General features: G+C 67.6%; 24 protein-coding genes. 10 read left to right on the forward strand and 14 right to left on the reverse strand.

Translation table 11 applies throughout. The features are described 5' to 3' along the window. Positions 1–72: 72 nt before the first annotated feature. The 6 genes from pruA to ABZ004_RS34480 all read right to left on the reverse strand — a co-directional run bounded on the left by pruA (position 73) and on the right by ABZ004_RS34480 (position 5,765). Complete coding sequence (gene pruA, locus ABZ004_RS34455) at positions 73–1,701, reverse strand: L-glutamate gamma-semialdehyde dehydrogenase (protein WP_355685604.1); 1,629 nt, start codon at positions 1,699–1,701, stop codon at positions 73–75. 123 nt (positions 1,702–1,824) lie between these two features. Beyond that, positions 1,825–2,193, reverse strand: coding sequence for a hypothetical protein (locus ABZ004_RS34460; protein ID WP_355685605.1), 369 nt, complete (start codon positions 2,191–2,193; stop codon positions 1,825–1,827). 68 nt (positions 2,194–2,261) lie between these two features. Beyond that, entirely contained in the window at positions 2,262–2,714 is a 453-nt protein-coding gene (locus ABZ004_RS34465; protein WP_355685607.1) for a hypothetical protein, read from the reverse strand. A gap of 94 nt (positions 2,715–2,808) precedes the next feature. Then, complete coding sequence (locus ABZ004_RS34470) at positions 2,809–3,753, reverse strand: Ku protein (protein WP_355685609.1); 945 nt, start codon at positions 3,751–3,753, stop codon at positions 2,809–2,811. A gap of 15 nt (positions 3,754–3,768) precedes the next feature. Further along, the gene (locus ABZ004_RS34475) at positions 3,769–4,305 is read right to left on the reverse strand and encodes a hypothetical protein (protein ID WP_355685610.1); all 537 of its coding nucleotides are present in this window, start codon (positions 4,303–4,305) and stop codon (positions 3,769–3,771) included. After that, positions 4,302–5,765, reverse strand: coding sequence for a wax ester/triacylglycerol synthase family O-acyltransferase (locus ABZ004_RS34480; RefSeq protein WP_355685612.1), 1,464 nt, complete (start codon positions 5,763–5,765; stop codon positions 4,302–4,304). The genes ABZ004_RS34475 and ABZ004_RS34480 overlap by 4 nt, the downstream gene beginning before the upstream one ends. A 221-nt stretch (positions 5,766–5,986) precedes the next feature. On the opposite strand from ABZ004_RS34480, the gene ABZ004_RS34485 reads away from it, so the two are divergent. The 3 genes from ABZ004_RS34485 (at position 5,987) to ABZ004_RS34495 (ending at position 9,269) form a co-directional block, all read left to right on the forward strand. Then, positions 5,987–6,469 carry a cupredoxin domain-containing protein gene (locus ABZ004_RS34485; RefSeq protein WP_355685613.1) on the forward strand — a complete coding sequence of 161 codons (483 nt, stop codon included), beginning with the start codon at positions 5,987–5,989 and terminating at the stop codon, positions 6,467–6,469. A 7-nt stretch (positions 6,470–6,476) separates the two neighbouring features. Next, positions 6,477–7,805 carry a hypothetical protein gene (locus tag ABZ004_RS34490; RefSeq protein WP_355685615.1) on the forward strand — a complete coding sequence of 443 codons (1,329 nt, stop codon included), beginning with the start codon at positions 6,477–6,479 and terminating at the stop codon, positions 7,803–7,805. A gap of 114 nt (positions 7,806–7,919) precedes the next feature. After that, on the forward strand, positions 7,920–9,269 hold the full coding sequence (locus tag ABZ004_RS34495) for a glycoside hydrolase family 27 protein (protein ID WP_355685617.1): 1,350 nt from the start codon (positions 7,920–7,922) through the stop codon (positions 9,267–9,269). A gap of 60 nt (positions 9,270–9,329) precedes the next feature. On the opposite strand, the gene ABZ004_RS34500 is transcribed toward ABZ004_RS34495, so the two are convergent. The 6 genes from ABZ004_RS34500 to ABZ004_RS34525 all read right to left on the reverse strand — a co-directional run bounded on the left by ABZ004_RS34500 (position 9,330) and on the right by ABZ004_RS34525 (position 14,342). After that, a complete protein-coding gene (locus tag ABZ004_RS34500) occupies positions 9,330–9,569 on the reverse strand; it encodes a hypothetical protein (protein ID WP_355685619.1) in 240 nt (79 codons plus the stop codon). Positions 9,570–9,622: 53 nt separating this feature from the next. After that, entirely contained in the window at positions 9,623–10,828 is a 1,206-nt protein-coding gene (locus ABZ004_RS34505; RefSeq protein ID WP_355685621.1) for a glycosyltransferase 87 family protein, read from the reverse strand. After that, positions 10,825–11,481 (reverse strand): HAD family phosphatase, encoded by a 657-nt coding sequence (locus ABZ004_RS34510; protein WP_355685622.1) that lies wholly within the window; start codon positions 11,479–11,481, stop codon positions 10,825–10,827. Before ABZ004_RS34510 ends, ABZ004_RS34505 begins: the two co-directional genes overlap by 4 nt. Before the next feature lie 91 nt (positions 11,482–11,572). After that, positions 11,573–12,361: a DUF4097 family beta strand repeat-containing protein gene (locus ABZ004_RS34515; protein WP_355685624.1), complete on the reverse strand. Its 789-nt coding sequence runs from the start codon at positions 12,359–12,361 to the stop codon at positions 11,573–11,575. A gap of 53 nt (positions 12,362–12,414) precedes the next feature. Then, entirely contained in the window at positions 12,415–13,680 is a 1,266-nt protein-coding gene (locus ABZ004_RS34520) for a P-loop NTPase (RefSeq protein WP_355685625.1), read from the reverse strand. Further along, entirely contained in the window at positions 13,680–14,342 is a 663-nt protein-coding gene (locus ABZ004_RS34525; RefSeq protein WP_355685627.1) for an SAF domain-containing protein, read from the reverse strand. Before ABZ004_RS34525 ends, ABZ004_RS34520 begins: the two co-directional genes overlap by 1 nt. 149 nt (positions 14,343–14,491) lie before the next feature. Here ABZ004_RS34525 and ABZ004_RS34530 point away from each other — a divergent pair, with 149 nt between their 5' ends. Continuing rightward, positions 14,492–14,734 carry a helix-turn-helix domain-containing protein gene (locus tag ABZ004_RS34530; RefSeq protein WP_355685629.1) on the forward strand — a complete coding sequence of 81 codons (243 nt, stop codon included), beginning with the start codon at positions 14,492–14,494 and terminating at the stop codon, positions 14,732–14,734. A 62-nt stretch (positions 14,735–14,796) separates the two neighbouring features. On the opposite strand, the gene ABZ004_RS34535 is transcribed toward ABZ004_RS34530, so the two are convergent. Next, entirely contained in the window at positions 14,797–15,351 is a 555-nt protein-coding gene (locus ABZ004_RS34535; protein ID WP_355685631.1) for a hypothetical protein, read from the reverse strand. Positions 15,352–15,508: 157 nt separating this feature from the next. Between ABZ004_RS34535 and ABZ004_RS34540 the strand changes: the two genes are divergently transcribed. After that, complete coding sequence (locus tag ABZ004_RS34540) at positions 15,509–16,765, forward strand: hypothetical protein (protein ID WP_355685632.1); 1,257 nt, start codon at positions 15,509–15,511, stop codon at positions 16,763–16,765. A 73-nt stretch (positions 16,766–16,838) separates the two neighbouring features. Here ABZ004_RS34540 and ABZ004_RS34545 read toward each other — a convergent pair whose 3' ends face one another. After that, complete coding sequence (locus ABZ004_RS34545) at positions 16,839–17,411, reverse strand: hypothetical protein (protein WP_355685634.1); 573 nt, start codon at positions 17,409–17,411, stop codon at positions 16,839–16,841. 96 nt (positions 17,412–17,507) lie between these two features. Here ABZ004_RS34545 and ABZ004_RS34550 point away from each other — a divergent pair, with 96 nt between their 5' ends. From ABZ004_RS34550 to ABZ004_RS34570, 5 genes are all read left to right on the forward strand, one after another. Then, positions 17,508–17,942, forward strand: coding sequence for an Rv3235 family protein (locus tag ABZ004_RS34550; RefSeq protein ID WP_355685635.1), 435 nt, complete (start codon positions 17,508–17,510; stop codon positions 17,940–17,942). Between the two features lie 248 nt (positions 17,943–18,190). Further along, positions 18,191–19,135, forward strand: coding sequence for a VanW family protein (locus tag ABZ004_RS34555; protein WP_355685637.1), 945 nt, complete (start codon positions 18,191–18,193; stop codon positions 19,133–19,135). A gap of 201 nt (positions 19,136–19,336) precedes the next feature. Next, entirely contained in the window at positions 19,337–20,341 is a 1,005-nt protein-coding gene (locus ABZ004_RS34560; RefSeq protein WP_355685638.1) for a hypothetical protein, read from the forward strand. Between the two features lie 31 nt (positions 20,342–20,372). After that, on the forward strand, positions 20,373–21,068 hold the full coding sequence (locus tag ABZ004_RS34565) for a helix-turn-helix transcriptional regulator (RefSeq protein WP_355685639.1): 696 nt from the start codon (positions 20,373–20,375) through the stop codon (positions 21,066–21,068). Between the two features lie 815 nt (positions 21,069–21,883). Further along, on the forward strand, positions 21,884–23,694 hold a 1,811-nt coding region (locus ABZ004_RS34570), incomplete at its 3' end, for a DUF222 domain-containing protein (RefSeq protein ID WP_355685640.1).

Below are 23,694 nucleotides of genomic sequence, written 5' to 3' on the forward strand. Positions count from 1 at the left end.
CCCACGCGGACGCCGACCTTCGTCTGTATTTCTCTTTTCTTTTTGGTTTTCTGTTCAGCTAGCGTGGGGTTTTCAGCCCTGGTGGGGGTAGCGGTAGTCGGTGGGAGGTGTGAAGGTCTCCTTGATCGAGCGGGGGCTGGCCCAGCGGATCAGGTTCCACATCGAGCCGGCCTTGTCGTTCGTACCGCTGGCACGGGAGCCACCGAACGGCTGCTGCCCGACGACCGCACCAGTCGGCTTGTCGTTGACGTAGAAGTTTCCCGCCGCGAACCGCAGGAACTCACTCGCCTCCGCAACCGCGTGCCGGTCCTGGGCGATGACCGCACCAGTCAGCCCGTACGGCGCCGCGCTCTCCATCTGCTGCAGCACCTTCGAGTAGTCCCCGTCCTCGTAGACGTGCACCGCCAGGATCGGCCCGAAGTACTCGGTCGTGAAGATCTCGTCCGTCGGGTCATCGGAGACGAGCAGCGTCGGGCGAACGAAGTACCCCTGGCTGTCGTCGTACGTCCCGCCCGCCAGTACCTCGATCGAGTCGGTCTGCTGAGCCCGGTCGAGCGCGTCCTTGTGCTTCGCGAACGCCCGGTCGTCGATCACCGCACCGATGAAGTTCGACAGATCCGCGACGTCGCCCATCGTCAGCGAGTCGGTCTCCGCCGCGATGTCGTCGCGGATCTTGTTCCAGACCGACTTCGCGACGTACGCGCGACTCGCGGCCGAACACTTCTGGCCCTGGTACTCGAACGCGCCGCGGACCATCGCGGTCTTCACGACTGCCGGGTCGGCCGACGGGTGCGCCAGGATGAAGTCCTTGCCACCGGTCTCACCAACGAGCCGCGGGTAGGTCTTGTACGACGCGATGTTGGCGCCGACCGTGCCCCAGAGCGACTGGAACGTCTTCGTCGAGCCGGTGAAGTGGATCCCCGCCAGATCCGGGTGGGTCAGCGCGGCCTTGCTGACCTCGATGCCGTGCCCGGTGACCAGGTTGATCACGCCGGCCGGCAGCCCGGCCGCCTCGAACAGCCGCATCGTCCAGTGCGCCGCGAACTGCTGCGTCGGGGACGCCTTCCAGACCACGGTGTTGCCCATCAGCGCCGGAGCGGTCGGCAGGTTACCTGCGATCGCGGTGAAGTTGAACGGGGTGATCGCGTAGACGAAGCCCTCGAGCGGGCGGTAGTCGGTGCGGTTCCAGATCCCCGGCGAGGAGATCGGCTGGTCGTTGATGATGGTCCGCGCGAACGCGACGTTGAAGCGCAGGAAGTCGATCAGCTCGCAGGCCGCGTCGATCTCGGCCTGCTGGACCGTCTTCGACTGGCCGAGCATGGTGGCCGCGTTCAACGTGTCCCGCCACGGGCCGGCCAGCAGGTCGGCCGCCTTGAGAAAGATCGCCGCCCGGTCGTCGAAGGACAGCGACCGCCAGGCCGACGCCGCCGCCAGCGCCGCGTCCACGGCCGCCTGGCCGTCGGCCTCGGTCGCGTCACCCAGGGTGCCGAGCACGTGGGCGTGCTTGTGCGGCTGGACCACGTCGATCCGCGCGCCGCCGCCGAGCCGCTGCTCGCCACCGATCGTGCAGGTCAGGTCGATCGCACCGGCCGCGTTGAACTCCTTGACCTTCGCCTCCAGGCTCGCCCGCTCGGGCGAACCAGGCGCGTAGCCACGGACGGTCTCGTTGACAGGGGTCGGGACGGCGGTTACGGCATCCATGGGTGTGCGGTGCTCCTGGGTCGGCTCGACTGGATCTCAGCTGGCGCCTTTCATGGTGCCATGTCCAACCCAATACCACGAACCTGACAGGTCTGCTCGGCAACCGGGTGGCTCAGGTCACCTTCACGGTCCCGCTGATGGGATGAACCTGATCGTCAGATTGCAGGTCGTCAGCGCCTTGCTGATCGAGAACTCCGGCACCCAACTGCCCGCCGACGGGGTGAAGGAAGTCGGTCCGACGGCGTTGCCGAGGAAGCGTGGCGGCGGGACGAAAGCCGAGTTCGGCCGGATCCGGGCGACGTTGTCCGGCGCGACCCAGCCCAAGGTCTCGTCGTGCACGTCGAACGTGGCGTTGGTCTTGACCGGACCGACCACACCGGTCGCCGTCGTACCGAGCCGCAGCACCTTGAGAGTCCCTTGCTCGCGGTAGTTGCTGGTGCCGCGGACGCAGGTCGACCAGGCCACGTAGTCGTCATGCACGGCGACCGTCATTCACAGAGGGTCCACCGGCGGGCCTTCACCTGGACGAGCGCATTGCTGGACAGCCCCCCATCGACTGATCAGGAGGGGCGGTAGTAGCTCACGTAGGGGCCGCAGGTGGGGGTGGAGGTCGAGGTTGCATAGATGCAGACCGTGACCCTGATCCGGGCGATGCGGTAGGTCAGCCCGCTGGGGAAGGAGAAGCCGCGCTTGGTGGCGGTTCCAGAGACCGTCCGGCCCTGCGACTCGACCCTTGTCGGGTCGTCTGCGATGAAGGCATCGAACACCGCCTGCACGATGTAGCTGGTGTTGGCGGGCTTGAACACACTTCCGCTGATCGTGGGCTGGCCCAGCGTGTTCCAGGTGATCGTGCCGTAGGTGTAGTCGGTGGGATGGCACGACCCGGTCATGTTCTTGCACACAAAGAAGTCCTGCGTCGGTCCGGCCGCGCTCGCCGGTCCGGCCAAGATCGCCACACCGAGCGGCGCGAGCGCAGCAACCGCCAGCGCCGACACCTTCTGGGAAAGCCTCAACTGCTCGTCCTTTCGGCTCGTCGAGGCTCGAACGTAGCCAGCCGTTCCGGCCAGGTCGAGGTTCCTGGCCGGAATTGCTGCTAGTTGCAAGAGGTCAGGCTGACTTTTTGGCTGCCTTCTTTGCTGCGGTCTTCTTGGCGGGGGCCTTTTTGGCGGCCGCCTTCTTCGCGGGGGTTTTGGCGGCGGTCTTCTTGGCTGCGGGCTTTTCGTCTTCGGTGGAGCCCTTGCCACCGCCGCCGGTGCCGCCGCCGGCCCGGCGGGCCTTGGCGGCTTCGACGGAGGCGCGGAGGGCGGCTACCAGGTCGACGACCTCGGCGCCTTCGGGCTCTTCCTCGTCCGACTCGGGGATCGGGACGCCGGCGGCCTTGGCCTCGACGACCTGTTCGAGGGCGGTGCGGTACTCGTCGTGGTACTGGTCGGGGTCGAACTCGCCGCGCAGGGTGTCGATGTACGACTCGGCCATCGCCTTCTCCTGCTTGCGGATCTCGACATCCTCCGCCGGAGCCGCGAACGAGGAGTCGCGGACCTCGTCCGGCCAGAGCATCACCTGGAGGACGAGCACGTTGTCGTGCGTGCGGAGCAGGCCGAGCGACTCGCGGGAGCGCAGCGCCACCTTGACCAGCGCATACAGCTCGGAGCCTTCGAGGGCATCGCGGAGCAGCACATACGGCTTGGCACCCGGGCCGCCGTCGGCAGCCAGATAGTACGACTTGCCCAGGTAGAGCGGGTCGACCTGGTCGGCCGGCACGAACTCGAGGACGTCGATGACCTTCTTGCTGGACAGCGGCAGGTCGGCGAAGTCCTCCGGCTCGAGCACCACCATCCGGCCGTCGGCCATCTCGTAGCCCTTGCCGATGTCGGAGTACGGCACCTCCTCGCCGTCGATCGAGCAGATCCGCTTGTACCGGATCCGGCCGCCATCGGCGACGTGCACCTGGCGGAACGAGATGTCCTTCTCCTCGGTCGCGGAGAACACCTTGATCGGGATCGTCACCATCCCGAACGAGATGGCCCCCTTCCAGATCGCCTGCATCGCCATCAGCTCCTTAGTTCTTCAAGCCTTCAGCCCGCCCGGTCCCTCCGCGGCCAGCAGATCGGGGATCTCCTGGGTCGCGTACCACAGCAGGTCTTCACCTTCGCACGAGTCGAGGGCGAAGACAGCCTCGTCGTGGTCCGGATTCGCGGTATCGCCCTGGGCCACCGCCCAGCTCGCCGCGGCCTTGCCGACCACCTCGGCGGCCGACTCGGCGTCCAGATGCACCGCCGCCACCGCCGTCCAGGGGATCACCACGTGCAACTCCAGCCGGGCGTCGCCCAGCTGGACCGTCCCGTCGGCCGGCGGCACCGCGGACACCTCACAGGCCACCACGACCCGCCTGCGCGGCGCGGCCGGGTCGGCAGCGAGCAGTCCCACCGATGCCCGGGCAGCCTGCGCCATCGCGGCGTACTCGAGCTCCTCGTCGTCGCTGACCGCGAACCACTCCCGCAGCGCCGGCGTCACGGCGTACGCGGTCAGCGGTGCCGGGCCGAGCTCTCCCGCGTGGCAGGCGAGATCGAGGAGGGGGAACGTGCTCGGGATGTAGATCCTCATGAGTCTGCCTTCTTCGGAGCGCGAGGTTTCTTCCGGCCGCGGGACGCACGGCTCCGGCTCCCCTTGGTGGTGTCCAGCAGCTCTTCCAGCGCATCGGTGACGCACTGGGCGAACACGACGAGATCCGGCATCGCGGTCCGGTCCGCGTTCAGCCCGAACGAGACCTTGCCGTCGTACGACGTGACACCCACCGACAACCCTTGTCCCGGCATCAGCGGCACCACCGGGTACGACGCCAGCATCGGCGCGCCCTGGGCGTAGAGCGGGAACTGGGGTCCAGGCACGTTGGTGATCACCACGTCGTCGATCGGCCGGACCGTCGCGGTTGCCACCCGGGCCGCCAGCGCGTGCAGAGTGGTCGGCGCGAAACCGGCGATGCCGACCAGCGATCGGGCGCTGACCGCGCGACCGGTGTCCTTGTGGACCTTGGTCTGGTACGAGATCTGGTGCAGCCGCATCACCGGCGAGTTCTCACCGACCGGCAGGTTCACCGTCGAGGCGATCACCCGGGACCCGAGCGAGGTCGGCTCCTCGTCGTCGTCGTCGCGGATACTCACCGGAACCACGGCCCGTACGCCGCGGGTCGGGCTGACCGACTCACCGCGCGTCATCATCCAGGCCCGGAGCGCGCCCGCGACCACGGCCAGTACGACGTCGTTGACCGTCCCGCCGTGCATCGCGCGGACCGTGCGGTAGTCCTCCAGCTCGGTCTGCACCGTGGTGAACCGGCGCTGCCCGGAGGTCTTCACGTGCAGTGACGACTCCTGGACGTGCCGCTGGGCGACCACCGAGCCGACCACGTCGCCGAGGACCTCACGGACCGAGGTGGACCCGGTCAGGCTGGCCATCTCGGCCCGGGCCAGCTCCAGCACCGCGGTCGGGTGCCGGGTCGCGTCGGCGAAGACACCGGCGAGCAGTTCGAGCGCGGACGGCGGGTGGGCCGGCTGCCAGGTGTCGGTCGGGGTGTCGCGGGGGTGCGCGGTCGCGTCCAGGACGACCTGGCCGATGTCGACCGTACTGTTGCCGTCGACAAGCGCCTGGTGGGATTTCGCGATGATCGCGAACCGGTCCCCCTGCAGGCCCTCGACCAGATACATCTCCCACAACGGGCGGGCCCGGTCGAGCCGGCGGGACATGATCCGCGCGACCAGCTCCAGCAGCTGGGCATGGGTGCCGGGGCGGGGCAGGGCGGACCGGCGTACGTGGAAAGTGATGTCGAAGTCTTCGTCGTCCACCCAGACCGGACCGGCGAACCGGCCGGGGACCTGCTGGACACGCTGCCGGTACCGCGGGACGAAGGCGATCCGGTCGCGGATCAGCGCGACCAGGCTCTCGTAGTCGAACCCGTCGTCACCGTGCACCGGCGGCTCGAAGATGTCCACGGTGCCGACGTGCATCGGGGTGGCCGGACTCTCGGCCTTCAGGAAGGTGAGATCCAGCGACGACAACCGGTCCGGCATCCGAGTCCTCCCTGTCTTGATCAGGTTCTTGTTGAGTCACCCTAACCGGGTCCGCCGACAGTGGCCTGCGACACTGGCCCAGCGTGGCGAAGGTGGCCGTCAGCGATCGTGACAGGACCGACGGTGCGGACCGGGAACACTGGACCGGACATGTTCGTCAGGCAAGAGGGCACGTCCCGCGCCCTCTTGTGAACCGACTTGCTGAAAGGCCCCTCGTCATCATGCGTTCGACGCTCTCCCGTGGTACCGCGCTCGCGCTCCTGCCCGCCCTCGGCATGCTGGTCCTGGCCGGCTGTGGCGGCTCCGACGACAGCTCGGGTTCCTCCAGTCCGTCGAACACCCCGACGTCGGTTCCCACCACCGCACCGACCTCGGTACCGGTCACCACCCCGACCCCGGGCGACGGCCCGTCGAACACCGCGGACCCGTCCAAGGACCAGGCAGACGTCGTCATCAACGTCACCGTTGCCAACGGCAAGGTCAACCCGAGCGGCGCCAGCATCAAGGTGGCCGCCGGCCAGACGGTGCTCGTCACGGCCATCTCCGACGCCGACGAGGAACTGCACATCCACGGCTACGACAAGGAGCTCGAACTCACCCCGGGCAAGTCGGCCTCGGTGAAGTTCACCGCGAACATGAAGGGCACCTTCGAGGTCGAGACGCACAAGAGCGGCAAGCTGGTCGCCAAGCTCGTCGTCTCCTGACCCGGCCGTGACGCCTCTACTCCTGCCGCTGCACGGGATCGGTGGCCGGCAAGACCTGCCGATCCCGTTCGGCCTGGCCGTCGGCGGCGCCGGCGTGGCGATCGCCGTCTCGTTCATCATCCTCGGGTTCGCCTGGCGCAGTCCGAAGTACCGGGGGAACGCCGCCGGGAAACCGTTGCCGGCCGCAATCACCCGGACCGTCGACTCGCCGGGGTTCCGGTGGTTCGTCCGGATCGTCGGGCTGGCCGTCTTCCTGTACGCGATGGTCGCGCTGATGTTCGGCGTCGACCGGCTGACCAACCCGATCTTCGGCTTCATCTACATCCTGGTCTGGGTCGGCCTGGTCCCGATCTCACTCATCCTCGGGCCGGTCTGGCGCACGCTGAACCCGCTCCGGACCCTGCACCTGCTGCTGTCGAAGCTGCTCCGCCAGCCACCGTCGAAGGGCCTGCTCGAACTCCCGGCCTGGCTCGGGCTGTGGCCGGCCGCGCTCGGCATCTTCGCCTTCACCTGGCTCGAACTGGTCGCGCCCGACCGCGCCACGATCCCTGTCCTGCAAGGCTGGCTGGCCTTGTACGTCGTGATCACCATGTTCGGGGCGATCCTGTTCGGCGACCGCTGGTTCGCGACCGGCGACCCGTTCGAGGTTTATGCGACGCTGATGTCCCGGCTGTCGCCCTGGGGCCGCCGGACGGACGGATCGCTGGTGATCCGCAGGCCGCTGGAGAACCTCGACGGACTGAAACCACAGCCCGGCCTGGTCGGCATGGTGGCGGCGCTCCTCGGCTCCACGGCGTACGACGGATTCTCGAACTCGACGGCGTGGATCGGCTGGGCGCAGAACACCGACTACTCGATGACGACGCTCGGCACTCTCGCGCTGATCTGCTTCATCCTGGTCGTGCTGGTGACGTATTCGGGCGCGACCGTGCTGGCCGGGCGGCTGTCCGACAGTTCCCGGCGCGCGCTGCCCGGATTGTTCGCGCACTCCGTGATCCCGATCGCCTTCGGGTACGTCGTGGCGCACTACCTCACCTTGTTCATCCTCGAAGGCCAGCGGACCCTGATCTACCTCAGCGACCCGTTGTCGAACGGCGCCAACATCTTCGGCACCGGATTGCTCGGCCTGAACACCTCCATCACCAACCACAGCACGGCGATCTCCGTCATCCAGGTCCTCGCCGTCGTCGGCGGCCACCTGATGGGCGTGATCAGCGCCCACGACCGCGCAGTAGCCCTCTTCCCCCGCCACAAGGCCCTGGCCGGCCAACTCCCGCTCCTGGTCGTCATGGTCGGCTACACCGTCGGCGGACTGCTACTGCTCTTCTCCGCCTAGCCCACCCCCTCCTCCCTTCCCTTGCTTTTCTTTCTTTCCTCTTCAGCTTGATTCTTGACGCAGTTAATTAACTCGACATACGGTGCGCGGACGGACAGCTACGAAAGGTGACTCATGCCCTCCGCTCGTACGATCCGCCGCGCCCTCGCGATGGCGACCGCCCTCCCCGTCGTTCTCGCGGGTGTTCTGGTCTCGACCAGCGCACCCGCGAGCGCCAAAAGCGACTTCAGCATCAAGCCCTTCATGGGGTGGAGCAGTTGGAGTGTGCAGTCCTCCAGCAACCCCGCCTACGGCACCAAGTGGCTGACTGAGGCCAACGTCAAGAGCGCCACCGACTCGATGGCGACGAACCTCAAGCACGCCGGCTACACCAACATCAACCTCGACGCCGGCTGGAACGCCAACTGGAACTGGGAGTTCCGCACCGACGCCAACGGCATCCCCGAGGCCGATCCGGAGCGTTTCCCGCACGGGATCGCCAGCCTCGCCCGCTACGTGCACAGCAAGGGCCTCAAGATCGGCCTGTACGGCGGCGCCGGACTGCAGACCGCGATCTACGACAAGAACGCCCCGATCGCCGGCACCGACTGCACCACGCAGGACATCACCGTCATCCCGCTGACCAAGACCAACATGTGGGGCGGCGACTGGAAGATCGACTTCACCAAGCCCTGCGCGCGGGCCTACTTCAACTCGATGGCCGACAAGTTCGCGTCCTGGGGCGTCGACTTCATCAAGGTCGACGGCGTCACCACCGACAACATCCCGGACATCAAGGCGTGGTCGCAGGCGATCGACCAGAGCGGCCGCAAGATGTGGCTCACCGCGAGCGCCTGGCCGGTACCGCGGGACGCCGGCGAAGGCCTGCAGCCGTGGGCGAACAGCGTCCGCGTCGACACCGACGTCGAGTGCTACTGCAACACTGTGTCGACCTGGACCAGCTCGGTCGACAATCGCTGGGAGGACCTGCCGAACTGGCTGGACGTCGTACGGCCCAACTACTGGCCGGACCTCGACTCGATGCCGATCAACAACAACACCGGCGCCGGCATACAGGACGGCATCACCGACACCGAACGGCAGAGCGTGATGACGTTCTGGTCGATGGCCTCCTCACCCCTGTACGTCGGGGGCGACCTCGCCAAGATCGATCAGCAGGCCAAGTCGATCCTCACCAACCCCGAGGTGATCGCGGTCGACCAGGTCGGCGTGATCCCGACGCGGGTCGCCGCCGGAACCTTGCAGGTGTGGAAGAAACGACTCCGTGACGGACGGCTTGCAGTTGCCGTCTACAACCTGGGTGACGCGGCTGCTGACATCCCAGTGACTTGGGACCAGCTCGGTGTCCGTGGCAGCAAGAAGGTCCGCGACCTGGTGAGTCGCGAGAACCTCGGCCGGGCGAACAAGTCCTGGACCGCAACGGCAGTCCCCGCACACGGATCCCGCCTGATCACCCTGTCCTGACCCCGAGCCGAAGGCGCGCAACCTGTGAACGGCCTGGCTGCGCGCCCTCGGTTGAATGTGTCATTGGCCAGGCTTCGGGACGTCGTGGGCCAGGTCGTAGGAGTAGTCGCCGTCGTACTCCGGTGTGGCGGTGGCGACCGCCTCCCGTCCGGGATCCCGCGGTGGCTCCGCCCGGCCGACGACACCTGCCTCATGGGCCAGGTCGTACTCCAGACCGTGGTCAAGATCCAGGTCGGCCTCCACGGGCAGCCCCGGTTCCGGATCCATCGCCTGGCCGGGCTCGAACGCTTGATTGCTCACAGCACCCCCACCTCCGATCGATTCGCCTCAAGTATGGACAGATAGAGCACGGATCAGGAGGCGGAAGGCTTGCGGAGGTTGCGGCTGGTGAACGCGAGCAGGAGGAAGGCGAGCATGCCCAGGATCAGGTGGGAGTTGCCGGGGATGGACTGCCAGAAGTTCCAGGAGAGCTCGCGGTCGTCGCGGAACGGGACCCACCAGATGGACCGTAGTACGAACAAGCCGTACCAGAGGACACCCGTGACCACTGCAGGGTTCAGACCCCATTGGCGGTTGACCGCGCGGATCAAGCTGACGCCTAGCGGGATGATCCAGACCCAATGGTGGCTCCATGAGACCGGCGATGCGTAGAGAACAGCCAGTGCCATCACGGAGATCGCAGTGACACGCTCGTCCACCAGCCAGTAGCGGCGTGCCAGCCAGAGCACAGCCAGGCCGAAGATGGCCGACAGGACGAACCACGTCGGCTCCACCCAGGACGCCTCGTCGCCGAGCCGGCTGAGGAATCCCATCAACGACTGATTGCCGGTGTAGGCCAGTCCGCCGACCCGGTTCGCGTCACGGATGACGACGGTCCAGTAGTGCCACGACTGGTTCGGTACGACGGCGAACCCGATCGCCATCGTCGCCAGCAGACCCAGTACTGCGTTGCGGAACGCGCGCCACTGCTTCGTGATCAGCAGGAACGCCAGGAACGGCAGGGGTGTGAGCTTCACGCCGATCGTGACGCCGACCCAGAACCCGCGCCATTTCGCGTTCGCCGGCCGGACCAGGTCCAGCAGGATCATTGCCGTCAGCAACAGGTTGATCTGGCCGAACTGAATCGTCTGCCAGACCGGTTCGAGCAGCAGCGAGGCCGCCGTGAGAGCGATCAGGATCAGCAGCCGCTTGCGCTCGAGGAAGTACGCCCACGCACTCTCCGGCAGGCTGTTGCGCCAGATCGCGGCGATACACAGCACCGACAGCGTCGTCCAGAGCACCAGCGCGACGCCCCACGGAACGGCGGCCAGGGGCAGCATCGCGATCGCGGCGAACGGCGGGTAGGTGAACGGCAAACCGGAGCCGGCGAGCTTCGCGTCGTACAGGGATCCGCGGTCGAGCAGCACCGAGCCGCCCATCCGGTAGACGCGCAGGTCGATCATGCCGTCGAACAGCCCGTACGCCCAGGCACCGAGGGCGACCAGGGCCGCGCAGACCAGGATGCCGATCACGATCCGGCGGGGACCGGTGGTTCGTACAGGGGTGGTGGTCACACTCACGTCAGATCTACTCCGAACACCGATTCCAGCTCTTGCCGCGTCTGCTCGTACGACGTGTGGTGGACGCCGGTCATGCCGAGTTCGCGGGCCGCGACCACGTTGAGTTCGAGGTCGTCGATGAAGACGCAGTCCGCCGGAGCGAGGCCGATCCGCTCGGCGGCGAACAGGAATATCTCCGGTTCGGGTTTGCGCATCCCGACCTCGCCGGAGATCACGATGTCGTCGAACATCCCGTCCCAGGTCTCACGCGGGTAGGAGTTGCCCCACGAGTTCGACAGCAGCGCCGTCCGGATACCGATCCCGCGGGCGCGGCGGATCAGCGCGGACATCTGCGGCTGGTGCTCGAAGTGGGCGAACATCCGCTCGATCAGGCCCTCGGCGGGCACGTGCGTGCCGTCCTCGCGGACCAGGATCGCCGCGAGTTTGCGCTCGAAGTCGGGGACCGCGATCTGGCCGCGCTCGAGCGCGTGGATCGGGTTCACCTCCGCCTCGACGGGGCTCGCGCCGAGCCAGCCGACCATCGCCCGGTAGTAGGCGTCGAAGTCGAGGCCGTCCAGCTCGGCCCACCGGCGCAGGGCTTCGTCGAGACCGGAGGTGAGCACACCACCCCAGTCGACCAGCAGGCCGCGCGGCACAGGCTTGTCGTCAGGCATGCGCGCAAGACTACTCAGGACAAACCGGCCCGCTCCCCCCGGTCAACCCCTGCGGGGCGCTCTTGGCGTACGGCGTACTGGCTGGTGCTCGTCAGTGGTCGTACTCGACGACGGTGTCGCCGGACGAGGATTTCGCCTTGATCACGCGGCTCGACTCGGGGTCGGTCTTGACGGTCACCGACTGGTCACCACTCTTCGAGTCGGCCTCCACCTTGTACGTCTCCAGGCCGGTGGGCAGCCGGAGCTCCACGTCGCCGGAACTCGTCTGGGCGTCGATGGTCTGCGGCGCTAGGTCGAAGCGCAGTTCGACATCGCCCGAACTGCTCTGCGCGGTGACGGCGGTCGTGCTCAGGTTCTCCCCGCTGATGTCACCGGACGACGACTTGAGTGAGATCTCACCGCCGACGTGATCGAGCTCGATCGCGCCCGACGAGGTCTGCACTGTCACCCCGCCCGGCAGCCGGCTGACCTTCAGATCTCCGCTGCTGCTCTGGATGGTGACCTTCAGGTCCTTCGGCACGGTGATCACGTAGTGGGTGCTGCAGCCGAACGACAGGAACCCGCACCCGGTGTCCTTGAGCTGCAGCTTGCCGTCGCTGTACTTCTCCTTCGGCTTGGAGCCGAACAGGTTCCGGTTGTACTTCCGGTCCACGACGATCTCGGAGACGTCCCCGGTGTGTATCTCCAGATCGGCCGAGGCGGCCTGGATGGTGACCGCGCCGTCCTGCACCGGATACGAACCCTGGCTGGACTTGCTGTCGTCGGTCAGGCTGGTCAGTGCCCAGTACACCCCGCCGAGGATCAAGGCGACCGAGATCGCGATGCCGTATCTACGCTCGGGGCTCATGGTTCTGGCCGGGCGGCCCTGGACCTCAGACATGGCTCAACCCTGACATATCCCGGGCCGCTTGTCGGTGGGGTTATCCCCCATCTTCAACTGAGCAGATCTGCCGTAACCCCGGCCGCCAACCCTTGGATCGCCTTGCGGAGCTTGCTCGATTTCGCCGCGTCCGTGAGGCTCCGCCCGTGCGCGAGCGCGGTGTCGCAGGCAGCCTGGTCGAACGGAAGCAGCGCGGCGGCCTGCACACCGGCGTACCGGCTGAGTGCCTCCGCGACTGCCTCTGCCGGGGTGTTCCCCAGTGGTCCTGATCGGAGTCGGTTGACCACGACTCGGGGTTTGGCTGACGGCACCGCCGCACGCAACTCGTGGAGGGCCCGGATGAGGCGGGTCAGGCCGACCGGGTCCGCGGTACCGACGACTACGACCTCGTCGGCCTCTTCGAGAGTTGCCAGGGTGGCGCCGTTGCGGCGTGGGGCGAGCGTGTCGAAGGAGATCTCTTCGTCGCTCTCGATGCAGAAACCCGCATCGACCACAGTGCAAGGAGCGAGCATGCGGGCTGTCAGCCAGACCGACTCGATCGCTGTCGGGCGCAGCTCTGTCCATCGGTCGGCTCTGCTGAGTCCTGTCAGTACTAGTAGGTGTGAGTTGAGCTGACGCGCGTGCCGTGCGAGCACTGTGACGTCCAGCGAGCCACCGCCCGCGGACCGTGCCGCTGCGGCCAACCCTGAGGTCTCGTCGAGCATGCCGAGCTGCTGAGCGACCGTTCCGCCGTACACGTCAGCGTCGGCGAGCATCGTCGGCATGCCCTTGGCGGCCAGTTCCGTCGCCAACCCGACCGCGACCGTACTCCGACCCGGCGCACCCGTCGGTCCCCAGACGGCGATCACCCGACCGGTCCCCTCGCCGTACGGGCGGGGTGGTTCGTTCGGCGGGTCGCCGGTGTAGGGCACGAAGCCGCCCGCGAAGTGCGAGACGGTGGCCGGCGGACCGGATTCGACCGCGTCGGTGATCGCCCTGCCGAGGTCTTCGGCGCTCACGTCGGCCGGCAGGATCCGCTCGATCCCCATCCGGCTCAGGCGGTCCTCGGCACCGGAGGGCTCGCCGTTGTCCGACGGGTCGACCATCGCGACGACCGCGATCCGGCGCGAGTGCAGAGCCGCGATCGCGTCGGAGGTCAACCGTGGCAGGTCTTCCGCGAGCAGGACTGCCCTTGCCTGACCACTGGCTGCCGCGGCCATCACGTCGGCGATGTCGACACACCTGCGTACGACGCGAATCCCCGGAGCACCTTCCGCCCGGCGTACGACGTCCGCCTCCCAAGGCGCCCCAGTCACCGCGAGCAGGATCGGCACCCCCATCAGCGACCCCGCCGAACGAGGACCGGCTCTCCGGAGCCCATCGCAGCCAACGCAGCGGGAAGTTTGGGCAGATCGGAGGGGTCGAGACCGACCAGCACCTGCCGCCGCGCGGTTCCGCCGGCCACGCCCTTCACCGTGTCGACCTGGACCACGCGGATGGTGTCCCACATCCTCTTGGCCTGCTGGTCGGTGTCCTTCGGGACGACCCAGACGTCCACCTGGTCGCCGATGGCCAGGTCGGCCGGTAGCCGACCGGACGCGACGGAAAGAGGTAGCTCGGTGCGGTCGTTGTCGGTCTGGCTGACCGCTGCTTCCCGCGGCACGAACTCACCGACTCCGATGGCGCGGACGACCACCAGGCCGGTCAGATCCGCGTTGGCGTCGACGTACCGCCCGGCCTCGTCGCCACTGGCGAAGCGGACCCTGACGGTGGTCAGGTCGTCGCTGGTCAGCCTCGTCCCAGTCGGGAGATCGCGGTCAGCGGCGTACACGGTGGTCGTGTCGTCCGCCGCAGAGAGCAGCTTGGCGCCAGCCAGCGCGGTGACCGCCACCAGGAGCACGCCGAGCACGAGACGGCCGTCCTTCCACCTGGCCCGCCGGTTACGCACCGTCGGGGTTGACGGCGCCGCGAACCCGCTTCGCACCGCTGGACTGTCGACCACGCGCACTCCCCGATCTCTCGCGATCACGATCCGATCGCTCTCAGTGACATTCTGCCGTGTTCCGGGATCTCATGCTCGGCGTCATCCACAGCGCGGTGTCCTGTGGACAAACGAGGGCAATCGGATGCGAATCGTGGCAAACTAAAGGAATGCCGGAACCGCGATTCCTCCAGCTCGCCGACGTCGCGGAGGTCCTGAACATCTCCGCCAACCAGGTCTACGCGCTGGTCCGGCGTGGTGACATCCCCGCAGTGAAGATCGGCGGCCGCGGCCAGTGGCGGGTCGAGTCGATCGAACTCGAGAAGTACATCGAGCGGCTCTACACCGAGACAAAACAGTTCATCGAAACCCACCCCTTCGGCGAAGAAGCCGACATCACCGAAGACGCCTAACCCTCAACGGCGCACGGGGCGTTTAACGGGCGGCGTACGAGGCTAGCGCCTTGCCGCGGCGCTCAGCGGCGACGTACGGCGACTAGTGCTTGGGTGGGCACGAGTCGGGAGTTGTGGACCTCCGTACGCCGGCGGGGCGCGTCGAGCGGGTGCTCCGCGATCTCCAGGAAGTCGGCGCCGACCCGGTCGATCGTGCCGGTCACGGCATGCGCCCCGGCAGCCGCGCCGAACAGCGTCACCGGCGAACGGTCCCGCGCGATCCCGCGGAGTAGATGCGCCAGGCCCAGCTTCGCCGCGATCGCACCTTCAGCCTGCTCCGCCCACGGACCGAGCCCATGGACCGCAGCCAGCGCATTGACCGGGATCAACCACTCCTCGTAGCGCTCGGCCTCCAGCAGCACGCAGTCCTTGCCAACCCTGCTGAGCTTTCCGGTCACTGGCTCGGCGTGCGTGAGTTCGACCCGTACGACGGTGCCGACAGCGCCCCGGAGCCGGTCGAGCACGGTGATCTTGCCGAGCTCGGCCCGGATCCGATCCGCCACCTCGCCGTACAGATCACCCTCCTGCAGCGCAGCGAACTGCGACTCCAGGTCCTCGAACAGCGCATCCAGACGCATACCTCCGAACCTACTTCATCAGCACTCTCCGTGCTCCCCTCTCACTTTCCGTGAAACTTTGCCTGCCCCTGTGGCTTGCCAAAGGTCAGTTATGCAGGTCTATATTGATCAGCACGACGCAAACTCAAGCAAACTCATAGATCGGAGGTCAAAGCAGATGAACGCCATGATCCGAGGGCTGAGAGTGCTGCTTGCAGCGGCCGCCCTGACCGCAGCAGGACTCGGGCTGCGCTGGACGACCGCCGGCGCGGTCAGTTCGGCGAGTACGCGGGACCTGACCTCGATGGCGTTCCTCACCGTCGGCGCAGTCGCCTGGATCGCCTACGCCTGGCTCCTGATCGCCGTACTCGCAACCCTCCTCGAACAGACCCCCGGCGCGATCGGCTCAGCCGCCTCACTCGTCGCAGGCCGGATCACCTCAAAAGCCTCGAGAGCCCTCCTCCGCTCAACCCTCGGCCTAGCCGCAGTAACTCCCCTCACCATCGGCGTAGCCCACGCCACCCCCACCACCGCCGTTCCCACCGCCGACTGGGCCCTGGCCAAATCCCCCTCCACACTCCGCCCAACCACCCCCACCCCGTGGCGCACCCCGGAATCCCCTTCATCCCTGGGCCTCACCAAGACCCCACCCACAGCCCACCCCGGCAAGCGCGCCACCGCGGCACACCCCGACCATCCGAGCCCCCAGCCGACACTCACAGCGGACAACAGCCAGCACCCCATCACCGCGCGCCTCAGCCAGCGACCGAGCATCCAGCCGACATCCGCAGCAGACGCCAGCCAGCGCCCCGCAGTACCGGCGAAACCCCTTGGACGACGCCCCGGCGTTCCTGAGTCGCCTGCGGACTTCCGGGCAACCGAGAAGGCCTCGACCCTGCGCCTCACCGACGCGCCGGCGACGGAGCAGCGCACCACCGTGGCGCACCCCGGCGGTCGTCCCAGCGCTCAGCCGGTACCCGCAGCGGATGCGAGCCAGCGCCCCGCAGTACCGGTTAAAACCCTTAGGCCCCCAGGTGTTCCTGAGTCGCCAGGTGACTTCCGGGCGATCGAGAAGGCGTCGACTCTCGATCTCGGCGCTGATGCTCGGCCGGATCAGCCGAAGGCGGGACGTGTCGCAATTCCGGATCGCCCCACCGAAGGTGCTCCGACTCGCTACACCGACCTGCGCTCAGGACACCGGCTGCGGACCGCGACGCACGTCGTCCGGCACGGCGACACGCTCTGGGGTTTGGCCGCCGCCGAGCTAGGCCCCGACGCGACGGACTTCGCGATCGCCGCCCGCTGGCCCCACTGGTACGCCGCCAACCGCACCTTGATCGGCCCCAACCCCGACCTGCTGCACCCCGGACAGGTCCTGCACATCCCGCCACCCTCAGCCCACCACCCCGTGCCGCCAACCCACCAGGAGAAGTGACATGAGCACCCACACCCACGCCACCATCCACCCTCTCCCCGATTCCACCCCGACCCACCCCACCTCAGATCCGCTACGACGATCCGCCGCGTCCCCACCTCCCCGACCACCCGCCCCCACCCACCCGATCCAGCACACCGCCACTTCCACCACCTCGCCCGAGCACTGCCCAGCGCCAGCCGGTCTGACGCAGCACCCGGCAACGCTCACCACTGCGATGCAGCACGCCGGTGACTCCACCACCTCGTCCCAGCACGACGTCACTCCCACCCGCGCGCCCCAGCACCCCGCAACACTCACCGCTGCGAGGCAGCACGCCGGTGACTCCGCCGCCGCGCCGCAGCACCAGCCAGAGCCCGCCGGTCTGACGCAGGAGCCCGCAGCGCTCATAGACGGGAGCCAGCACACAGCCGCTTCTAATACCTCTCCCCAGCACCACCCAGCGCCCGATGGGCTGACCTCGCATCCGGCAACTGCGGCCAGTACGGGCCAGGGCGACGGTGGTTCGGTCAGCGCGAGCCAGGGCGACGGTGGTTCGGTCAGCACCAGCCAGGGCGACGGTGGTTCTGGTTGCGCGGGTCGGCGTGGTGGAGAGCTCGCTGGGATGGAGCGGGTTGGGGGTGCTGGTGGTCGGGTGCTTCAGCATGCTGCGGCTGTTGCGGGGGTGGGTCCGTGTAGCGCGGTGTCCGTCGGGCCTACGCCGATCGAATCTGGTCGCAAGAGGCCGGTGCAACAGGTTTCGATGACGCAGGGGGCTTTGGCTCTTCGGTATCAGGTGGAGCCTGAGCCGGCCGTCGTACCGGCACCGCCGACTCTCCGGCTAGTGCCGACGGGGCCGCAGCTGCCGGATGCGCAGACGTGGGCGACGAAGCTGGTGCAGGCGATGGCGGAGGTATTGGCCGGCGACCGGCCGATCTCGCAGCTGGTCCGGTTCACGGACGCGATCGTCTTCAACGACCTCAACCGCCGCGTCCGGCTGCTCGGTCTCACCACCACCGCCACCGCTCGCGGCCAGAAGGAACGCAGCGCCGTCCGCTCCGTCCACGTCTCCAAACCGGTCAGCAAGGTCGCCGAGGTAGCAGCCCACGTCCGGTACGGCGACCGCTCCCGCGCCATCGCCCTCCGCCTGGAAGTCCACCGAGGCCGATGGATCTGCACCGCCCTCGAACTCGGTTGACCCATGAACCTCGAGACCTCAAGTTCGCTGGGCCCAAGCGTCACTCACGCGCTTGGCCGGGTGCGATGGCGTGCCCTTTGGGGTCGGGAATGGGTTGTTGTGGCAACTGGATCGAACTTTGGGTGTGGAGTGGCGTCTTACTGGGCGCAACTCGATCGTGTGGCTGTCGCTATCCGACTGACATGCGGGCGGGCGTACCGTTTGCCGATCGATCAGGGGGATCGATCATGTCCGTTCCGGGGGAACGAATGACTGAGAGCACCACCACCATGACGAATCTGCAGGAGCGGGAGCTCGACGAGACCGCGGAGCTGACACCGGCCGAGCTGGCCCGGGTGCTGCCGCAGGTAGGTGCGCGGCGCTGGTCGCAGCGGATCCCGGCGCTCTATCCGGTCGCGGTCAGGTACCACCGGGCCCGGCGGCGGATCGAGTGGATGCGCTCCGACACCGCGTTCGCACAGACCCGGCAGAGCGACGACCTTCCGGTCCGCGTCAAGCGGCACAAGTCGCTGCTGCTCCGCCAGCTCGGCGAGACCGAGATGTGGATGCAGCACAACAAGGTCACCAACCTGAAGCTCGCATGCGCGCAGGTCGACGGCCTGATCATCCGGCCGGGTGAGACGTTCTCCTTCAACAAGCTCGTCGGCAACGCGACCCGGCGCAAGGGTTATCTGAAGGGCATGCGGCTCTCGAACGGCCAGGCGCGACCGGGGATCGGCGGCGGTATCTGCCAGCTGGCGAATCTCCTGCACTGGATGGTGCTGCACTCGCCGCTGACCGTGACGCAACGGTCGACGCACAGCTTCGACCCGTTCCCGGACAACGGGCGGGTGCTGCCCTGGGGAGTCGGCTGCAGCATCGTCTACAACTACGTGGACTTCCAGTTCCGCAACGACACCGACCAGACGTTCCAGGTGAAGGTCGGCGTGAGCGAGCGGTACCTCGAAGGTGAGATCCTCGCCGAGGAGAGCACCTCCTCGTCGTACCGGGTGTTCGCGCGCGGCGAGCGGTTCTTCCGGGCCGGCGCGGAGTACTTCCGTCGCAACGAGATCTGGCGCACGGTGATCGACCGGCGGACCGGCGACATCGTCGGCGACGAGCTGGTGCGCGAGAACGTTGCCTTGGTCAAGTACATCCCGACCGGCGTGAAGGTGATCGACATCGACCTCACGCAGTACCCGCCGGCGAGCTAGCAAGACCTCGTACGCCGGTATGTTCTGGGAGCCCCCGCGTTCCCCGGAAGGATCCCCATGTCGTCGTACGGCTCCGTTGGTCAACCCCCGAGCCAGCCCTACCCGACCCAACCCCCTCACCAGCAAGGGCAGTGGCAGGGTGGAGCGGGGCAGGGTTGGGGTGGGGCGCCGCCTGGGAAGCGTGGGTGGGTTGGGGTTCTGGTGGCGCTCGGGGTGGTGCTGGTCCTGATCGTGGGTGGGGCCCTGGTGTGGCTGACGCAGCGCGGTGACAGTGGGGGCAGTGCGCCGGCGTACGCGCCCTCGACCGTGCCGAACGTGGTCAAGGTCGGGGGCACGACGACTGGTCAGGCGTTGAAATTGTCGGCTGCACTGACGGCCAAGGGCCTGGAGTGCACGGTGCGGTACACCGGGAACGCGGGTGGGCAGGCGGGCTGCTTCCGCTGGGGAGACAAGGGGACGACCTCGAGCGAGGTGCTGTTCCAGTACCAGCCGGACGGCACGGTGATCGGACTGAACCTCAAGGCTCTCGGTCAGCGGGAAGGCGCTTCGTTCGTCGAACTGGCCTTGGCATTCCAGGCGGTCGCTCCGGTCGTGTTCGCGGCTGACCAGGACAAGGTCGCTCAGACCGTCGCCAATGTGGGGAAGGTCGACGACACGTCGTTCGACGGGAGCTGGGGGAAGTACCACGTGCGGGACGGCGCAAGCGGTACGACGGTGAGCGCGGCGAAATCGGGCGCCGCCCAACTCGCCGTACCGGACATCCGGATGGCCAACCCGCCGGCCAAGCTCGCGGATGCCTTCAGCGCCATGGGTTTCACCTGCAACGCGACGCGTGAGGACTGCGACAGCACCTTCCGCGACGGCAAGGGCCGACTGTCGGTACTGAGTTCTACAGTGGGCTCGAAGGGCACCCTGCAGTTGATCATCGGCGCCGACGACACCTCGCGCGACGCGAACGGCGCCCAGACGAAGAAGGCGTTCTCCGACCTGGTCCACCTCACCTTGGGACTTGCCGGGGGCAACGGTCTGCCGGCGGTCGACATGTGGTTCGACGACCAGCTGGACGGAGACTCACACAGTGCATACGTCGGTGGTTGGCGGGTGGATCTGGTGGTGAAATACGGTACGCCGTACGGCGCAGCTAGTCTGGCTAGCAACTACCGGTTGACGATCTCGGCCGACACCCTCTGGACCGTGCCCAACTGATTTTGTCGGTGGTGCGCGCAAGACTGGTCGGGTGAGTCACGAACCACAGCCGTACTGCGAGCGGGCCGCGCGGTTGCCTGGCGCTGTGCTGTGGACCCGTACTGCGGACGGCGGGTCGTACCGGATCCTTCCGGACGGCTGCATGGATCTGCTGTGGATCGAAGGCGAGCTGGTTGTTGCCGGGCCGGATACGCGCGCCTATGTCTCATCATCCGAGGCCGGTGTCCGGTTCGCGGCCATCCGGTTCGCGCCGGGCACGGCGGCCGGCTTCCTCGGCGTACCGGCTCAGGAGCTTCTCGATCAGCAGGTGCCACTCGCGGATCTGTGGTCGGTTGGTCGCAGTCGACGGCTGGCCGATCAGGTCGGGAAGGCTGCTCATCCCGCGCCTGGTTTGGAGGAGGCGGCCGTCGCGCTGTTCGACGAGCCACCGGATCGGCTAATCGGCCAAGTGGTGCGCGGGATACGCCGAGGAGTCGCGATTCCGGCGCTGGCGAACAGCGTTGGTCTGAGCGAGCGCCAACTCCATCGCCGCTCTCTCCAGGCTTTTGGCTACGGGCCGAAGATGCTGGATCGCGTACTACGGATGAACCGCGCCCTCACCAACGCCCGCACCGGACTCCCCCTTGCCTCCGTCGCCGCCCACACCGGGTACGCCGATCAGGCCCACCTCACCCGAGAAGTCAAAGCCCTTACCGGCCTCCCACCCCGAGACCTCCTGGCGACCTGACTCCCGAATCCGACGCCGGCCGAACCGCCGATCTTCCGGCTGCTACGTCTCAGGACATCGGTGACTCTGCAAGGGCTCTTGGTGGTGACACTTCCGCGCCGAGCTAGTAGAAGGAGTGAGTGACTAACGAAAAGCTAGTCAACGCGCTGACGATGACACCGGCGAAGCTGGCACCCAGCCAGACAGCCGAGGACCCCTGGGGCTGGTCAAAAGGGCGCTCGCGATGACCAGGACGAGGAGGAGCAGCGCAGCCAGTACGACAACGGGAGCCAGGCTTTCAGCATCGGCGTACAGCGTCCACAGGCAGGCGCCGGTCGCGAGCCCGAAGATCAGCGGTGCTTCCAGATCCCCCAGGACTCGTGAAGGATCAGTGGTCCTTGACCGAGCTGCTCGAGGTTCTTGTTCGCGGCAACCCAGAACAGCACCGTGCACGACGTCAGCGGGACAACGATGACGAACCACCATGCGAACTCGCCGCACCCCAAGTATCGGATGTATCGCCAGGACCACGCGCTGCGACGTAAAGCCTTTGTCCGGCCGCGAACGCTTGCCGGCAGCTTGACGCCACCGAATACATACTCATCCGCAGGCGGAAGTGCGCTGACTCCCAGCTCATCGACGGCCACTCCCGCTAGCCCTCGTCTCCCACGTAGCACGGGGCAAGATGCTCCGAAGCCGCGATCGTCGTCTTCGACAAGGCCGTGGCCACCCACGGTCGTGCCTCAGCGAACGCTGTCCGAGAAGGGATCCGCCCTCGATCACATCGCCCGACAACTGATTTGATACTGAGTGTATTCGAACATAGTATCGAGTGCATGAGTAAGCTACCCGGCGACGAACCAGCAGACAGGCCGCACCTCGCGGTCCCGCTGAGGCCTGCCTCGTCACGATCTACCGGGCAGTCTGCTGAGGATCGGCGCCGCCGGAGTCTGCTGTGTCACGACGTCGCCGATGATCCTGCTGGCGGGGTCGCGTTGTATGAGGCTTTGGCGTCGCAGGACACGACCGGGTTGTCTGCGGATGAGTGGGCGGATCGGCTCGAGGCGCTGGAACGGATGAACTCACGCGTAGCGGCATGGAAGTCCGAAGCGATCGCCGGGTTCGACGACGCCCTGCACGGTGTCTCGGCTGATCTCGGTCACCGTCACCCGCGGCCCGGCGACCGGGCTGCGGCCCCGGGGGAGCGCCGCTGGCACGCCGGTGACCTGCGTTCGGTCGCCGACGAGATCGCGCTGATCCTCAACCTGCGCAAGCCGCACGCCACCGCCCGGATCCACACCTCGTGCGAACTCGTCCACAACTTCCCCGCCACCCTCCACGCGCTGCGGGAAGGGTGGCTGACCGAACGCGCCGCCTTCACCATCGTTGACCAGCTATCGGTCCTGGACGACCTCGATGATCTCCGCGCCGCCGAGACCGCCGTCCTGGCCTGGGCCCGCACCCACCCACTGACCGACCTCAAGCAGCAATGCCAACGCGAAACCGCGCACCGCTGCCCGGCCGCCAGCAGCAGGCGCCACCAACGCGCCCACGACGAACGCTCCGTCCGGATGATTCCCGACGGCGACGGCCGCGCAGTGCTGATCCTCGACCAAGACGCCATCGACGCCGCCGCCGTCTCCACCAGCCTGTCGCGTGCAGCCGCCCGAGCCCGCCGCAACGGCGACCCCCGCACCACCGGCCAACTCCGCGCCGACATCGCCCTCAACCGCCTCCTCCCACGCACCAGGACCACCCCCGCGGCCACCTCCACCGGCACCGCCACCCGCGCGGGCGAACCGGCCCCGGCTGAACCGGGCGCCAACACCACCCACGAACCACCCCACCGCAACCAACGAACCCACACCGCCTCCAACAGCCACACCCACGACCTCACGCCACCCATGGCGACCGAACCGCCGCACGACCCCAGCACCGAACCGCCCCACGACCGCAGCACCGAACCGCCCGACGACTGTCGCTACGACCCGTTCGACGGCCTCAGCACCGAACCGCCCGACGACTGTCGCTACGACCCGTTCGACGACCGTGGCCACCAGCCGCCTCACGAGCGTGACCACGAGTCGCCCGCCGACAGGGGACACGAGTCGCCCGACCTCGGGCACGAGCCGTCCCGCGAGCCTGGTCAGGATCCGTTCGATGACGGTGGCGACGAGGCGCTCGACAATCGTGGCTATGAGCCGTTCGACGACGCCGGCGGCGATCCGTTCGGTGATCGCGACTACGAGCCGGCTGAGGACGACTCGGCGGCCGAGCACCCCGACGACGACCGCGCCGACGACCTTGGTCAGGCCGCAGCCCGGCCGGATCCCGAGGTACCGGACGATGCGTCGATCGGTGCCGAAGCGATCGTGGTGATCCACGCGACCGCTGCCGAGGTGACCGCGTTGATCCACGGTGAAGCGGCAACCGGTGGAGAAGCCGACCACCACGGCCCCATCCCGCAAAGCTCCCTGCGCAAGCACCTCATCAAAGCCCTCACCCAAGGCCTCCTACCGAACCTGCCCACCACCCCCACCAGCCCCCACCCAGGCGCCACCACCCGCCGCCCCCGCACCAACACCACCACGGCAACCGCGCCACATGACACCCGCCCCACCAACACCACCACGCCGCACGACCCGCA

The organism is Kribbella sp. NPDC006257, assembly GCF_040613535.1.
In the GTDB taxonomy this organism is placed as follows: domain Bacteria; phylum Actinomycetota; class Actinomycetes; order Propionibacteriales; family Kribbellaceae; genus Kribbella.

Excerpts from the sequence above, each read along its gene's own strand:
- ABZ004_RS34480 (WP_355685612.1), bottom strand. The coding sequence starts at position 5,765 with ATGCCGGACCGGTTGTCGTCGCTGGATCTCACCTTCCTGAAGGCCGAG.
- ABZ004_RS34475 (WP_355685610.1), bottom strand. The coding sequence starts at position 4,305 with ATGAGGATCTACATCCCGAGCACGTTCCCCCTCCTCGATCTCGCCTGC.
- ABZ004_RS34550 (WP_355685635.1), top strand. The coding sequence starts at position 17,508 with ATGACGCAGGGGGCTTTGGCTCTTCGGTATCAGGTGGAGCCTGAGCCG.
- ABZ004_RS34510 (WP_355685622.1), bottom strand. The coding sequence starts at position 11,481 with ATGCCTGACGACAAGCCTGTGCCGCGCGGCCTGCTGGTCGACTGGGGT.
- ABZ004_RS34540 (WP_355685632.1), top strand. The coding sequence starts at position 15,509 with ATGAACGCCATGATCCGAGGGCTGAGAGTGCTGCTTGCAGCGGCCGCC.
- ABZ004_RS34520 (WP_355685625.1), bottom strand. The coding sequence starts at position 13,680 with ATGGGGGTGCCGATCCTGCTCGCGGTGACTGGGGCGCCTTGGGAGGCG.
- ABZ004_RS34545 (WP_355685634.1), bottom strand. The coding sequence starts at position 17,411 with ATGCTGAAGCACCCGACCACCAGCACCCCCAACCCGCTCCATCCCAGC.
- ABZ004_RS34515 (WP_355685624.1), bottom strand. The coding sequence starts at position 12,361 with ATGTCTGAGGTCCAGGGCCGCCCGGCCAGAACCATGAGCCCCGAGCGT.
- ABZ004_RS34495 (WP_355685617.1), top strand. The coding sequence starts at position 7,920 with ATGCCCTCCGCTCGTACGATCCGCCGCGCCCTCGCGATGGCGACCGCC.
- ABZ004_RS34460 (WP_355685605.1), bottom strand. The coding sequence starts at position 2,193 with ATGACGGTCGCCGTGCATGACGACTACGTGGCCTGGTCGACCTGCGTC.
- ABZ004_RS34535 (WP_355685631.1), bottom strand. The coding sequence starts at position 15,351 with ATGCGTCTGGATGCGCTGTTCGAGGACCTGGAGTCGCAGTTCGCTGCG.
- pruA (WP_355685604.1), bottom strand. The coding sequence starts at position 1,701 with ATGGATGCCGTAACCGCCGTCCCGACCCCTGTCAACGAGACCGTCCGT.
- ABZ004_RS34555 (WP_355685637.1), top strand. The coding sequence starts at position 18,191 with ATGACTGAGAGCACCACCACCATGACGAATCTGCAGGAGCGGGAGCTC.
- ABZ004_RS34485 (WP_355685613.1), top strand. The coding sequence starts at position 5,987 with ATGCGTTCGACGCTCTCCCGTGGTACCGCGCTCGCGCTCCTGCCCGCC.
- ABZ004_RS34470 (WP_355685609.1), bottom strand. The coding sequence starts at position 3,753 with ATGGCGATGCAGGCGATCTGGAAGGGGGCCATCTCGTTCGGGATGGTG.
- ABZ004_RS34530 (WP_355685629.1), top strand. The coding sequence starts at position 14,492 with ATGCCGGAACCGCGATTCCTCCAGCTCGCCGACGTCGCGGAGGTCCTG.